Annotated in this window: 13 protein-coding genes and 1 pseudogene; 11 read left to right on the plus strand and 3 right to left on the minus strand. The window is 58.9% G+C overall.

The features are described from left to right. From AC07VR_RS12270 to AC07VR_RS12305, 8 genes and pseudogenes are all read left to right on the plus strand, one after another. Nucleotides 1-792 (plus strand): annotated as a pseudogene (locus AC07VR_RS12270) (trifunctional transcriptional regulator/proline dehydrogenase/L-glutamate gamma-semialdehyde dehydrogenase); the annotation flags it as partial. A 37-nt stretch (nt 793-829) separates the two neighbouring features. Beyond that, entirely contained in the window at nt 830-1,618 is a 789-nt protein-coding gene (gene proC / locus AC07VR_RS12275) for a pyrroline-5-carboxylate reductase (protein ID WP_495011346.1), read from the plus strand. Between the two features lie 667 nt (nt 1,619-2,285). Next, nucleotides 2,286-3,101 (plus strand): transporter substrate-binding domain-containing protein, encoded by an 816-nt coding sequence (locus AC07VR_RS12280; RefSeq protein WP_495011347.1) that lies wholly within the window; start codon nt 2,286-2,288, stop codon nt 3,099-3,101. Nucleotides 3,102-3,149: 48 nt separating this feature from the next. Next, on the plus strand, nt 3,150-3,815 hold the full coding sequence (locus AC07VR_RS12285) for an amino acid ABC transporter permease (RefSeq protein WP_495011348.1): 666 nt from the start codon (nt 3,150-3,152) through the stop codon (nt 3,813-3,815). Between the two features lie 25 nt (nt 3,816-3,840). Continuing rightward, nucleotides 3,841-4,491, plus strand: coding sequence for an amino acid ABC transporter permease (locus tag AC07VR_RS12290; protein WP_495011349.1), 651 nt, complete (start codon nt 3,841-3,843; stop codon nt 4,489-4,491). After that, a complete protein-coding gene (locus AC07VR_RS12295; protein ID WP_495011350.1) occupies nt 4,484-5,206 on the plus strand; it encodes an amino acid ABC transporter ATP-binding protein in 723 nt (240 codons plus the stop codon). Before AC07VR_RS12290 ends, AC07VR_RS12295 begins: the two co-directional genes overlap by 8 nt. Before the next feature lie 76 nt (nt 5,207-5,282). Further along, on the plus strand, nt 5,283-6,905 hold the full coding sequence (locus tag AC07VR_RS12300) for a choline dehydrogenase (protein WP_495011351.1): 1,623 nt from the start codon (nt 5,283-5,285) through the stop codon (nt 6,903-6,905). A 4-nt stretch (nt 6,906-6,909) separates the two neighbouring features. After that, nucleotides 6,910-8,382: an NAD-dependent succinate-semialdehyde dehydrogenase gene (locus AC07VR_RS12305; protein ID WP_495011352.1), complete on the plus strand. Its 1,473-nt coding sequence runs from the start codon at nt 6,910-6,912 to the stop codon at nt 8,380-8,382. A gap of 46 nt (nt 8,383-8,428) precedes the next feature. Here AC07VR_RS12305 and AC07VR_RS12310 read toward each other — a convergent pair whose 3' ends face one another. The 3 genes from AC07VR_RS12310 to AC07VR_RS12320 all read right to left on the minus strand — a co-directional run bounded on the left by AC07VR_RS12310 (nt 8,429) and on the right by AC07VR_RS12320 (nt 11,185). After that, nucleotides 8,429-9,178, minus strand: a complete 750-nt coding sequence (locus AC07VR_RS12310; RefSeq protein ID WP_495011353.1) for an AraC family transcriptional regulator — start codon at nt 9,176-9,178, stop codon at nt 8,429-8,431. 45 nt (nt 9,179-9,223) lie between these two features. After that, nucleotides 9,224-9,901 (minus strand): GntR family transcriptional regulator, encoded by a 678-nt coding sequence (locus AC07VR_RS12315; RefSeq protein ID WP_495011354.1) that lies wholly within the window; start codon nt 9,899-9,901, stop codon nt 9,224-9,226. 102 nt (nt 9,902-10,003) lie between these two features. Beyond that, complete coding sequence (locus AC07VR_RS12320; RefSeq protein ID WP_495011355.1) at nt 10,004-11,185, minus strand: NAD(P)/FAD-dependent oxidoreductase; 1,182 nt, start codon at nt 11,183-11,185, stop codon at nt 10,004-10,006. A 222-nt stretch (nt 11,186-11,407) separates the two neighbouring features. On the opposite strand from AC07VR_RS12320, the gene AC07VR_RS12325 reads away from it, so the two are divergent. From AC07VR_RS12325 to AC07VR_RS12335, 3 genes are all read left to right on the plus strand, one after another. Next, a complete protein-coding gene (locus AC07VR_RS12325; protein ID WP_495011356.1) occupies nt 11,408-12,016 on the plus strand; it encodes a TetR/AcrR family transcriptional regulator in 609 nt (202 codons plus the stop codon). 211 nt (nt 12,017-12,227) lie between these two features. Beyond that, a complete protein-coding gene (locus tag AC07VR_RS12330; protein WP_495011357.1) occupies nt 12,228-13,202 on the plus strand; it encodes a quinone oxidoreductase family protein in 975 nt (324 codons plus the stop codon). A 96-nt stretch (nt 13,203-13,298) separates the two neighbouring features. Then, complete coding sequence (locus AC07VR_RS12335) at nt 13,299-14,192, plus strand: LysR family transcriptional regulator (RefSeq protein ID WP_495011358.1); 894 nt, start codon at nt 13,299-13,301, stop codon at nt 14,190-14,192. Nucleotides 14,193-14,202: the final 10 nt, after the last annotated feature.

Below are 14,202 nucleotides of genomic sequence, written 5' to 3' on the forward strand. Positions count from 1 at the left end.
ATTGCCAAGGTGATCGACAACGTCAACGCCGGTAACGTCTACGTCAACCGCAACATCGTCGGCGCCGTGGTCGGTGTACAACCGTTCGGCGGTGAAGGTCTGTCGGGTACCGGCCCTAAAGCCGGTGGTCCGCTGTACTTGTACCGCTTGCTGTCGACGCGTCCTACCGACGCGATCGAACAATCCTTCGTGCGTGGCGATGCACTCAGCGCGCCGGATGTTCGTCTGCGCGACGCCATGAGCAAGCCGCTGACGGCCCTGCAAACCTGGGCCGAGAGCCACAAGCTGGCCGACCTGAGCGCACTCTGCGTGCAGTTCGCCGCCCAATCGCAAAGCGGTATTACCCGCCAACTGAATGGTCCGACCGGCGAGCGCAACAGCTACGCCATCCTGCCGCGCGAGCACGCATTGTGCCTGGCGGAAGTCGAGGCCGACCTGCTCACCCAACTGGCGGCAGTACTGGCTGTCGGTGGTTTGGCAGTCTGGCCGGATGCCGAGCTGAGCAAAGCGCTCTACGCTCGCCTGCCTAAAGAAGTGCAAGCGCGCATCCAGCGGGTGGCCGACTGGAACAAGGACGAAGTGCTCTTCGATGCAGTGCTGCATCACGGCGACTCCGACCAGCTGCGCGCGGTCTGCCAGCAAGTGGCCAAACGTGCCGGTGCTATCGTCGGGGTTCAAGGCCTGTCCCAAGGCGAAACCAACATTGCGTTGGAGCGCCTGGTGATCGAGCGGGCGCTGAGCGTCAATACCGCAGCAGCCGGCGGTAACGCCAGCCTGATGACTATCAGCTGAGATGACTCAGCGCATCGACTATTAAGAGGAAAACAACATGAACGTACTGTTTCTCGGTTATGGAAAAATGGGCAGTGCCCTGGGCGAAGCCTGGCTGGCGTCCGGGCTGGTGCAGCAGGTGGTGGCCCTCGATCCCGGCCAGCCACATGGGGTCAAAGCCAAGGTGTTCACCAGTGTTGCAGCCTTGCCGACCCAAGCCTTCGATCTGGTTGTGATGGCGGTGAAACCAGCCATGGCCGCCAGCGCCCTCGCTGCCTTGCCGGCCCAGGCGCTAGAGGGGGCGATGCTGCTGTCGGTGATGGCTGGGGTCACCTGCGCCAGCCTCAATAGCGCCGCGGGTGGCAAGGCGCCCGTGGTGCGTGCCATGCCCAATACGCCGGTGCTGGTCAACGCCGGTTGCACCGGGTTGTACACCAATGCGCAATTGACTGACCCACAGCGCCAGCGCCTGAGCGAGCTGTTTGGCGCTGTCGGCGTGGCGTTCTGGGTCGACCAGGAAAGCTTGTTGCACAGCGTCACCGCGCTAAGTGGCAGCGGGCCAGCTTACTACCACCTGTTCAGCGAAGCCCTGGCCGCGGCCGGAGTCGAGCTGGGGCTGCCCAAGGCCTTGGCCGAACAGCTTGCCGCCCACACCGCCCTGGGCGCCGCCAAGCTGCAATGCCAACCCAAGGCGGATTTCGTCGCGCTGCGCGAGGCGGTCACTTCCCCCAACGGCACCACGGCGGCGGCTATCGGCGTATTCGAAGCTGACGGCCGCCTGCGGCGCCTGGTCAGTGCCTCGACCCACGCCGCATACCAGCGTTCGGTGGAACTGTCTGCCGACTGATCGATAACCACCAGTAGCCGATCTCTCACGGGGGGCGGCTACTGCGCTCAGCCCTCTCGCCGGCCTTCAAGGCAAGCTGAAATCGCCGCTCTTCCCCCTCCCCTTCTTCGCCACTTCAAGCCGCCTTGCAGAGCATGCGCACATCTTCAATAAAAAAGCGGATTACCGCATAATTATACCAATAGCAGTGGCTGGCAATTTTTTCCTGAACGGTTACGCTTTTGCATAGCCGCACTGATCAAGTGCAGCCTTTGGCATAAAGCCCTATAACGGCTCAAACACCTTAAAACATTAGGTCAAAAGGTAACGTAACCTTTCGTACCACAGCGGATTTAATACGCTGAATGCAAGCGGATTACCGCATAATTTTATTTTCACGAATATTTCCAATCACCCCGCAGAAATTTTTTTTGCACAATTTCAACCTCGCAAAGCTCCTCTCCAGCGCCTATCCGAAAACCCCTCCCACACCCCGCAAGCCCTTGCCAGACCTGATATTCGGCGCCTCAAACAAGCTTATCGCGCCGCCCACTCAGGGCCCATTAGTGTCGCCACTACCTCGCTTGCACTGCGCCTCTGCACAGAGGCTGGCACGCTCCCTGCTCTAACCCTTTCAGCCCATGCAGGATCGGCTTCAACTCACTTTCAATTAAGGCATCGTAACGTCATGAATACCTACCGTATTTTGGCTCTGGCCACAGTGATCTCCGCTGCATCTACCTCCATTGCACTCGCCGACAAGCTCGATGACATCGTTGACAAGGGAGAGCTGCGCTGCGCCATTACCCTGGATAACGGCCAGGCAGGCTTTCGCGATGCGAGCAATACGCCTGCCGGCTTCGACGTCGATTACTGCAAGGACCTGGCGGCAGCCATGGGCGTGAAAGCGATCGTCGTTGATGTTCCGTTCCCCGATCGCATCCCCTCCATCATTTCAGGCCGTGCCGATGTCGCCGTGGCCTCGACCTCTCCGACCATGGAGCGGGCCAAGTCGATCGGCTTCACCATGCCTTACTTCGCCTACCAGTACGTGGTGCTGACTCGTGAGGACACCGGCATCAAGACCTACGCCGATCTAAAAGGCCACGTCATCAGCACACCCCAGGGAAACTACGGCACCGACTTCCTCACTGCGGACATCGCTAAGTGGGCCGATTCCAAGGGCAGCCTGAAGTCCTACCAGAACATGAATGACAACATCCTCGCCGTGAGCCAAGGCCACAGCGATGCCACGGTGGTGGTCAATACTGTCGCCCAAGAGGCCATCAAGTCGGGCAAATTCAAGGGCCTGAAAATCGCCGCCGCCGCTCCCTGGGACATTGACTACGTATCGCTGGCAGTCGGCCGCGATGAGCAAGGTCTGATCAACTACCTGAACCTCTTCATCAGCCAGCAGAACCGCTCCGGCCGCTATGCCGAGCTGTGGAACAAATGGATTGGTGGCTCACCTCTGGACACCACTCGCTGGAGCTCCTTGAAGTGATTGCCGGACCTTTGAGTCGTTGTACCTGTACGCAATAGAGATCGAGCCATGTTCAATTACACCATTCAATGGGGCGCCATCCGAAGAGCCTTGCCTCATCTGCTCGATGGCGCTTGGGTGACCATTCAGATTGCGGCCGCCTCGATGATTCTTGGCGTCCTCATCGCCCTGGCGTTGACCGCCATGCGGCAGTCGCCTTCGCGGTTGCTCAAAGGCTTCGCCGCGACCTGGGTCTCGATTGCGCGCAATACACCGTCGCTTTTTCAGATCTACATCCTGTACTTCGGCTTGGGTTCGTTCGGGCTGCATGTGCCTTCACTGGTGGCGTTGTTGGCAGGTATCACCTTCAACAACGCTGGGTATCTGGCCGAAAGTTTCCGTGGCGGCCTCAAGGCCGTACCGGAGACTCAGGTCAGGGCCGCGCGATCACTGGGGATGAACGCTTTCCAGGCGTACATACACATCGTCGTGCCGCAGTTGCTGCGGGTGGTGTTTTACCCGATCACCAACCAGATGGTCTGGGCCGTGCTCATGACATCGCTAGGTGTGATTGTCGGTCTGAGCAACGACCTCACCGGCGTTACTCAAGACCTCAACATGAAGACGTTCCGTACTTTCGAGCTCTTCATTGCCGCCGCAGTAATCTATTACTGCATCTGCAAACTTGTCGTTGGACTGGCGCGCCTGATTGGCTGGCGTCTGTTCCGCTACTAAGTGATGCACAAAGGAAAGCGATCGTATGTTTGACACCAGCTTGACCGGAACTGACCTGCTCATCCTGCTCGATGGCGCGTGGCTGACCTTGCAGCTGACCTTCTGGGCCGTGCTCATCGGCACCTTTGGTGGTGCCGCCCTAGGTTGGCTTCGCACTACATTGCCAAGACTTACGCTGCCGCTGGGATGGGTGCTGGACGTATTTCGAAGCGTCCCGCTGTTGATCCAGTTCGTACTGGCCAACTCCCTGAATAGCATCCTTGGCCTGCATTGGTCGACGATGATGATCGGTTGCGTAACCCTCGGCATGTACTGCACCGCTTACTGCACCGACATTGTTCGCAGCGGGTTGCAGTCGGTATCACCCCATGTGCGCCGGGCTGCTCGTTCACTGGGCCTGAGCTACTGGCAGGAAATGCGCTGCATCAGCGCTCCGCTCGCTGCCCGCGTGGCCTTTCCCTCGTGGCTGAACATGACTCTTGCCGCCATGAAAGACACCGCGCTGGTGATGTGGCTAGGCCTGTCCGAACTGCTGCGCTCCTCTCAGGTGATCATCACTCGGATTCAGGAACCGCTGCTGGTGTTGTGCATCGTCGGGTTGATTTATTACGTCATGAGTTGGGCCGTTGCCTGGTGCGGCGCCCACGTTGAAAAAAGGTTGAACAGCAATGATTAACATCCATCAGGTTCATAAGTCCTTTGGTGACTTGGAAGTTGTCAAAGGCGTTTCGCTGGACGTCAAGAAAGGCGAAGTGCTGTCGATCATCGGCGGCTCCGGCTCGGGAAAATCCACCTTGCTGATGTGCATCAACGGCCTGGAGAGCATCCAGTCCGGCAGCATCAAGGTCGACGGCGTCGACGTGCACAGCGCCAAGACCAACCTGAACCAACTGCGCCGCAAGATCGGCATCGTCTTCCAGCAGTGGAACGCTTTCCCGCATTTGACGGTGTTGGAGAACGTCATGCTGGCGCCGCGCAAGGTGCTCGGCAAATCGCGCCAGGAAGCTGAAGAGGTAGCTGTTCGCCAACTCAAGCATGTGGGCCTTGGCGACAAGCTCAAGGTGTTTCCAGGGCGTCTCTCCGGGGGGCAGCAGCAACGCATGGCCATTGCCCGGGCGCTGGCCATGTCACCCGACTACATGCTGTTCGACGAAGCCACCTCTGCGCTGGACCCGCAACTGGTCGGCGAAGTCCTGGACACCATGCGCCTGTTGGCCGAAGACGGCATGACCATGGTTCTGGTGACCCACGAGATCGCCTTCGCCAGGGAGGTATCCGACCGGGTCGCGTTCTTCCGTAATGGGCTGATCCATGAGCTGGGAACCCCCGACCAGGTAATCCGCAACCCCAACAAGCCTGAAACCGTAGCGTTTCTGAAATCCATCAAGTAAGGCAGGCGCCCGTCGGCCGAAGTGGTGGTTTACCGCCTCCTCGGCCCACTACGGATAACTCAAGACAGAGGCTAATGTGGAATACGATTACATTGTTGTGGGGGCTGGTTCCGCAGGCTGCATCATTGCCTCCAGACTGACCGAGAATCCCTCGCTGCGGGTACTGCTGGTCGAGGCCGGCGGCAAGGACCGATCGCTGATCATCGACATGCCTGCCGCCCTGCCATTCGCCTACTCCAGCAAGCGTCTGGGCTGGCACTACGAGTCCGGCCCCGAGCCTCATCTGGACAATCGTCTGATCGACGAAAAGCGTGGCAAGGTGCTCGGTGGCAGCTCGTCGATCAACGCGATGATTTTCAACCGAGGCAACCCCCAGGACTTCGAGGGCTGGGCGGCCAATGGGCTGCCGGAGTGGAGCTATGCCCACTGCCTGCCCTACTTCCGACGCATGGAAACTTTTTCCGGCGGCGCGGATGTCTGGCGCGGCGGTGAAGGCCCCATGAAGATCAGCCGTTGCAAGGCCGAACACAAGCTGTACGACACCTTTTTGCGCTGCGGCGAGCAAGCCGGTTTCGCAATCACCGAAGACCATAATGGCTACAAGCAAGAGGGCCTGCATATCGCCCAGGCGCTGGTGCATGACGGCGTACGCTGGTCATCCTCGCGCGGCTATCTGCACCCGAACGAAAAACGCGACAACCTGGAGGTGTGGACCCATGCACTGGTACAGCATATCGACTTTGATGGCGACCAGGCCGTGGGCATTCAGGTCCACCACCAAGGCCGCACGCACACGGTGCGTTGTACACGAGAGGTCATCCTCTGCGCCGGGGCTTTTAACTCGCCGCAATTGCTGATGCTGTCCGGCATCGGCTGCAAAGAGGAACTGCGCGCCCACGGCATCGCCAGCAAAGTGGACTTGCCCAATGTCGGAAAAAACCTGGAGAACCATCCGGGCGTCAACATCCAGTACGCCACCCGCCACAGCGACTCTCTGGTGTCTGAGCTCGGCCTGCTGGGTCAGGCCAGGCTGGGAGCCGACTGGTTGTTGCGCAAGAAAGGTCTGGGCACCACCAACTTCTTCGAGACGGGAGCCTTCCTGCGCAGCCGTCCTGACGTCAAGTTCCCCAACGTGCAGTTCGAGTTCCTGCCGCTGACCCGCTACGTACGCAACGGCAAGCTGATCGCCGTGCCGGGATTCCAGTTCTGGGTCGATCTGTCGCGCCCGGAAAGTCGCGGTACGGTCAGTCTGCGCTCGGCCAATCCAAGCGAGCCACCGCTGATCGTCTTCAACCATATGAGCACCGCTCAAGATATGCGCGACATGATTGATTCGATCCGCCTGGCGCGAACCTTGATCGCCCAGCCTGTCTGGGACGGTATCCGCGGCGAAGAACTGGCCCCGGGTGCAGCGGCCCAGACTGACGCGGAACTGGAGCGCTTTATTCGCGCCAACACCGGCACCTCCTACCACCCTGCTGGCACCTGCCGGATGGGCACCGATGACGGTGCGGTGGTGGACGCCGAGGGCCGGGTGCGACAGACCCGCAACTTGCGTGTAGTAGACGCCTCGATCATGCCTCGGGTGGTCACGGCCAATCTCAGCGCCTCGATCATGATGATGGCCGAGAAGATCGCCGACCGCATTCTGAACAAAGCCCCACTTCCCGCTTCGACCGCCGCTTTCTATCGGACTTGATGCCATGACATCGCTTATTACCCCATTGGATACCGAAAATATGTACAACGAAACCCTCGAACTCCTGATCGACGGCTGCTGGTGCCAAGGCAGCGCCGGAGAAACCCTGTCTCTGGAAAACCCGGCCACTGGCGAAGTCATCGCCAGCATTCCTTGTGCCAGCACCGAAGACCTGGACCGGGCGCTGAATGCCTCACAGCGAGCCTTCGAACAGTGGAAAGAGCAGTCTGCTGCGCAGCGCTGGACCCTACTGAGCAAAGCCGCCGACTTGCTGGAAACCCGCAAGCCTGTACTCAGCCGCGTCCTTACCCAAGAGAATGGCAAATCCCTGCAAGAGGCCAGTGGCGAAATCCAGTTCTGTGTCGACGCCATCCGCTGGTACGCCGAGGAAGGAAAACGTGCCTATGGACGGATCATTCCCGCGCGCAATCCCAAGGTTCGTCAGAGCGTGCTTAAAGAGCCGATCGGTCCTGCCCTGGGCTTCGCCGCCTGGAACTTCCCCGCTGGCAACGTCGCACTGAAAATCGCCGGTGCCTTGGCAGCTGGTTGCTCCATCATCGTCAAACCGAGCAATGAAACCCCCGGCACCGCAGTCGGCATTGTGCGCTGCTTCCAGGACGCAGGAGTCCCGGCTGGCGTCATCGGTTTGGTGTTCGGACCACCCGGCCCGATCTCCGAACACCTGATCGCGTCGCCCATTCCGAAGAAGGTCTCACTGACCGGCTCGACACCGGTGGGCAAGCAGTTGCAGAAGCTCGCCGCCAATACCCTCAAACGCTGCACCATGGAACTGGGTGGGCACGCTCCGGTGCTGGTGTTCGAGGATGCCAACCTGGAACGGGCCCTTGATCTGCTGGTTGCTGCAAAATTCAAGAATGCTGGCCAGGTCTGCACTTCCCCGACGCGCTTTTATATCCAGCGCTCGATTTATGAAGCCTTCGTCGCCGGGTTTGTTGAGCGCACCGAACGCCTGGTGGTAGGCAACGGCCTGGATCAGGGCGTAATCATGGGGCCGCTGATCACTGCTCGCCGGCTGGACAACATGGATGAGTTGGTGGCCGATGCCAGAGCTCAGGGCGCACAAGTACTGACCGGCGGTAGTCGGCTAGAGCGCGAAGGTTTCTTCTTCGCCCCGACAGTACTACGCGATGTGCCTGACACGGCGAAAATCATGATTCAGGAACCGTTTGGTCCGGTTGCGGCCCTAACCGTCTTTGATGATTTCGAGGAAGTCATCAAGCGCGCCAACTCCCTGCCATATGCGCTGGCGGCCTATATCTTTACTCGTGACGGCAGCAATGCCGCTCGCGCCAGTCAGGCCATTGAAGCCGGCGTAGTAGGGATTAACCACATGTCCGTGCACGAAGCCGAAACGCCATTCGGCGGCTTTAACGAATCCGGCTACGGGCATGAAAGTGGACTGGAGGGACTGGACGCCTATCTGCGTACGAAGATGGTCGCCGACGCTCAAGCCTAGGCCGCATCGGCGCGACTCCAAGCGGCAAACGCCTGGAGTCGCGCCCTTATTTACGGGTGCCCGCTACCGCATAGCGATACTGCAACGGCGAGTAGTGGGTGCTGGCCTTGAATTGGCGGGAAAACGCACTGTGATCCAGGTAACCGCAATCAGTCACGATCGTATTGACGCTTTGCGTGGAAGTCTCCAGCAAGCTGCAGGCCTTCTCCATGCGCAACTGGGTGAGGATCTGTTTCGGAGTGAGGCCAAACAGCTCACGAGTCAGTCGCTCAAGCACATCCATGGAGAAATTGAATTTCTTCGCCATGTCAGTGATCAGGATCGGTTCGCCGCAGTTGGCCTTCAGGTGGGCGAGGAAGGCACTGAGGGTCTGGTAGTTTTCATGGCGCTCGGCGGTGGCCGGCAACACTTGGGAAATGCCTACCAGGGCGGCCCCCCCGATATGAGGGCCGCGTACCCTGAACTTGGAGCTCAGGCACCATTTGCGCTGCTTGTTTGGGGACAGGCACATTTCCAGCGCGTTAACCACGTCCTTGCCCGTCTCGATTACCTGCAAGTCCTGCTGGGAAATCTTCCCGCCAGGATTGGTAAAAACCTCCTCGCAGGTGCGCCCGATCATGTCCTTTTTATCGGACAGGCCGGCGTGCTCGACAATCGCCTGGTTGACCACCAGGTAGCGCGCCTCGCGGTCCTTGATGAAGAACTGCACATCCGGCAACAAGTCGAACAATTGCTCGACCAGGGAGATGTTGGTGCCGGAGCAGGAAAGATCCGTCAGAAAATCTAAATCGACCATGTCAGTAACCCTTGATACCGCTTGCGTTTGAGGTGCTGCCCATCCCTAGAACCCGAAGAGTGCTGGAATCGGCGGCGATTGGCGCAGCGCGGTCTGTGTGTGCTCGATATGCGCCTCCAGCAATTGGATCGCCCGCGAGGTGTCGCGCGCTTCACAGGCCTGAAGGATCTCTGCATGTTCGTCCATCGACGACTTGCGCCCCACCGAATGGGACAACAGCACGCGCAGGTGGACGTCGATGCCCTTGACAGTGTCGGCAATCATCTTCAGCAGCGTTGGACGATTGCAGGCACGGTACAGCACCGAGTGGAATTCCAGATTCAGCTCCGCCCACTCCCGAGGGACATCACTGGCCTCGTAGCGCTGCAGCACGTCACGAGCCGCGGTGAAATCGACGGCGCTCAGGTGCGGAATGGCCAGGGTCAGGGCCCGGGATTCCAGAGCGATGCGGATGTCCAGTGTTTCCACCAGGTCGTCAACCGATTTGGCCGCCACCACCGCGCCCTGACGAGCAACGTGGAGCAACAACCCTTCGGCTTCCAGGCGCTTGAGGGCTTCCCGGACCGGGATCCGGCTGACCCCAAAACGTTTCGCCAAGGCTTCCTGCTTCAGTTGCACGCCAACGCCAATGCTCCCGGCCAGGATCAGGTCACGCAGTTCGCGAGTGATCGCCTCCGCGGTGAGACCGGAAGTCGCCTGCGCGGGAGAATGTCTAACAGTCATATAGGGTTATCGTTACGGCAAGAAGGAGCGCAGCCTAGCATATCCAGTCACGGATCCAAGGTTGTCGCCCTCTCCTGCCGTCGATCCTTGCCAGGTGATGGATCAGAGAATGCCTTCTTCGGCGTACGGCTTATTCGCCTCAACGCGCTCATAACCGAGTCGCGACAGATCAATGCTCTGATAGGCGCCCTTGACCAGCAGCTCAGCGATACCACGGCCCGCCGCGGGCGCATGCATCATGCCGTGCCCGGAGAACCCAGCGACGGTGTAAAGGTTGGGCAGCCGCGAGTTCCAGCGCCCGATCACCGGGTTGCCATCCAACTCGTTAACTTCATAAAGCCCCGACCAGGTACGGTGGCATTTAGCAGCTTCCAGTGCCGGGAAACGGTGCGCCACAGCAGGCCAGACCACCTCTTCCCAGTAGTTATGGTCGACTTCGAAATTGAAACCGCGAGGCTCCGCACCATTCACCAAGCCACCGGAGAACCCCTCGCCTTCCGAACGAAACGCCAGGCGCGACATGTCCTTCACATAGGGCAAGCGCTCCATCGGCGTGGCCGGGGTGAAGTAATGCTCGAAGCGCCGCATCGGCACCACCGGCAGCGACATGCCGAAACGTTCGGCGACGTTGCCCGACCAGGCCCCCGCTGCGTTGACGAAGGATTCGGCTTCAATGCGCATCCCCGATTCGAGGACTATGGCCGTCGCCTTGGGTCCTTCAATCACGGCGTCGACGAAACGGTCCTTGATGTAGACCGCACCCAATTCTACGGCCTTGCGCCGGTAGCCCCACAGCAGGCCGTTGGGATCGCACCAACCGTCATGGGGTGTCAGGACACCGAGCCCCAGATCGTCGCTGTTGATCGACGGAAAACGCTGCTTCAAGCCTGCCGCATCCAGCATTTCGACGACACAACCATGAGCCTGCTGGATGCGCACGTTGCGCTCCAGCGCGGCGATGTGTTCGGGCTCGACCACGAACAGGTAACCGCCCTCAACCCAATCAACCGGCGCCGGACGTCCTTTGGAGGTCATCTCGTGCTCGAAACTCTTGATGCGTTCAAGGCTGTAGAGCGACATTTCGATATTTTCCGGGCGGGTGAACTGCACTCGGCAGCCTCCGGAGGAACGCAAGGCACTGGCGAATTCATAGGTGGAATCTGGTTCGATCACGCAAACCGAAGCACCCGGCGATGCCTGCAGCACGTGGTAGGCGACACTCGAACCGATGATCCCGCCGCCGATGATCGCGACGTCGTATTTATGCACATTATTCTGACTCATTTACACCACCTTACGGATAGAATGTTGACTTTGTATCCTTTTATGGATCCACTGTAAAGCCTATATATTGCTTGGTATAACGCTAAATCAAGGTAAAAAATAGGATCCTTAAAGTCTTCATTAAAAGTATGCAGAAGACCATAAAACTAAACGGTTTTTTGCACATAAATAGAACCGGGGTTGAGTTCGATCCCACTCCAGGGTGCCAACCAGGACATGAACATGCGCAGCGCTGCCACTTCTCCCTCAGTCGCCAACCATCCCGGTGATCAAATCCTGGAAGCGGCTTACGACCTGATGATCGAACAGGGATTTACCGCCATGTCCATGCGCAGCCTGGCCAAAAAAGTCGGGCTGCATGCGGGCAGCCTTTACTACCACTTCCCCAGCAAGCAGGACTTGCTTGAAGAGGTCATCGAGTCCCTGCAACAACGACGCTTGAAAGCCTGGTACCTGGAGAAGGCCGGCCTTCGGGACACCCTCGCCCAACTGGCGGCCTTCATCCGTTTCAATGTGCGGCGGCACCTGCACTGCCTGCGAGAGGAGCGCCTGCTCAAACTTGAAATCTGTCATCTGGCGCCAGCGCAGCGTCTGAGGGTCGACGAGCAAGAAGCCTGTTATGTGCAGGAGCTGAAGAACATCCTTCAACGTGGGGTAAAGGAGCGGCTGTTCCGCATTGATGACTTCAGTGCAGTTGCCTACGGCATTCTCGGCCTATGTAGCTGTACACCCGGACTGAGCCTGCAATATGTCGATACCGAAGGTTATCCGGCGAATGCCGTGATACGGATGACCCATCAGCTACTTTCACTCCGTCCACGTGGCGCATGAGTGACGGTTCTGAGGTATTTACTCTCATTGCGGCCAGTTCAAATGAAAATGCGTGCAGATATAAACAAAGTTGCCATGGGCTTACCAATCCGACGATTGCTGCACATCATGCATCTATGATCTGCATCGCCGAGGCATTGTGCATTGGGGGATCTGCAATCATTCTAGGGATACGCAGTTTCATATTCAAATAAGTGAGGAGATGCTGAAAATGGCCACAGTAATTCGTTTTTCTTCCACGGGTGGACCGGACGTTCTAGAGGTCCGACAAGACGATCATGCTGCGCCCGGCCCCGGTGAGGTGTGGTTGGAACAGCACGCCATTGGCGTCAACTATCTCGATGTCACCCAGCGCAACGGCGCGGTTCCCGTCGCTCTGCCTTCGGGGTTGGGTCTGGAGGGGGCTGGACGGGTCGCCGCGATTGGATCCAACGCAACTAACGTTAAAGTGGGTGATCGTGTGGCTTACGCCACCGGCCCCCTGGGTGCCTACGCAAGTGGTCGATTGGTTCCGGCCGAGAAACTGGTGCCACTTCCTGAATCGATCAGCTTCCACGACGCTGCAGCCGTTCTGTTCAAGGGAATCACAGCACAGTACCTGCTCAAAACGACTTATCCAGTGGGGCCGGGAACTATCATGGTTCTGTATGGTGTCGCCGGCGGTTTGGGCGCCATCATGGCTAAGTGGGCCAAGCATCTCGGCGCTTTCGTGATCGGTGTCGTTTCACGCACGCAAAGCGTCGAGAAGGCACGCGCACTGGGCTGCGATGAGGTCCTGGTTTTTGATGCACAAACGCTTGCGCAGGAGGTGGCTCGCATCACCGGCGGCAAGAAAGCCGATGTCGTTTACGACCCGATCGGGCGTATCTCGTTCGCGGCGTCGCTCGACTGCCTGCGTCCGCGCGGGTTGATGGTATCTTTCGGCGCGTCGTCAGGTGCGCCACAAGCTATCGAAGTGGGGATGCTGAACGCCAAGGGTTCGCTATTTCTCACTCGTCCTTCGATTACGGCTCACACCAGTAGTGTCGAGGAATATCAGGAGCGCGCAAATGATGTATTGACAGCACTCCAGGCTGGAATCATCGACCCCGGCGTCTGGAAAACCTACAAACTGGAGGACGTCGCGCAAGCCCACGCTGATCTGGAGAGCGGCCGAGCATCAGGTACCATCCTGCTCATTCCGTAAAATGTCCTTGAGTACGATTGGAAGGCAGTGGGTAGCCCCCGCTCTCTGTGAAGGAAGATTGTCGTGATTACACTGGATAGCCGCCATACGGATGAAATGGCCGCTTTGCTGGCGCTCGAATCGGAGGGGTCATTCGTTGCGGCCGCTCGGCTTTTGCAGCGCCATCCCACGATCATTTCCAAGCGCTTGGCGGCTCTGGAAGCCCGGCTGGGAGTAAGGCTGATTGAGCGCAGCACCCGACACATCCGCCTGACAGACGCAGGGGCCCGTCTTGTCAGGCGCCTGCGTCTGGCTACCGAGTTGATGGCTGAGGCAGAGCAGGAGGCAGCGCTAGGGGCCGCTGAGGTTCGCGGCAATCTGCGGCTGGCTGTGCCGGCAGCTATGGGCCGGCTCTGGTTAGCGCCGATACTGCCGGAGTTTCTGGCTGCCCATCCTCACCTGACGGTCACCGTGGATTACAGCGAGCGTTTCGTTGATGTGATCGCCGAAGGCTTCGATGTGGCGATACGCATAGGTGAACTGAACGATAGCCGCCTGATTGCCAAGCGCCTCGGCGATCATCGCCGAATTCTTTGCGCGTCTCCTGGTTATGTCGAACGATACGGGCGGCCTGAATCACCCGCAGAGCTGGCCAATCATAACTGCCTGGGATTTACGGGACTGGCGTCTTACCCTGAATGGAAGCTCATCAGCGCAGATGGACAATTTACCCTACGCCCCCAAGGCTCCCTGATGTCCAACGACAGCGAAGCGCTGTTGAGCGCGACCATTGCGGGGACCGGCATCCTCGGTGCCGGGGAATGGCTATTCAGTCGTGCATTAGTACACAACGAAGTTGTAAGAGTCTTGCCGGACTGGGAGTTGGGGGTGAAAGGAGGGATCTATCTTATTAGACCCTCGGCAAAGTTTGCGTCCGCCGCAACGCTAGCGCTGAAATATTGGCTGGAGGGCAAGCTCGCTCAGGAAAATCCGTGGACGAACGCGCTGTAAGGACCTTGTA

It is taken from the genome of Pseudomonas sp. GW821-FHT02H09 (genome assembly GCF_059421425.1).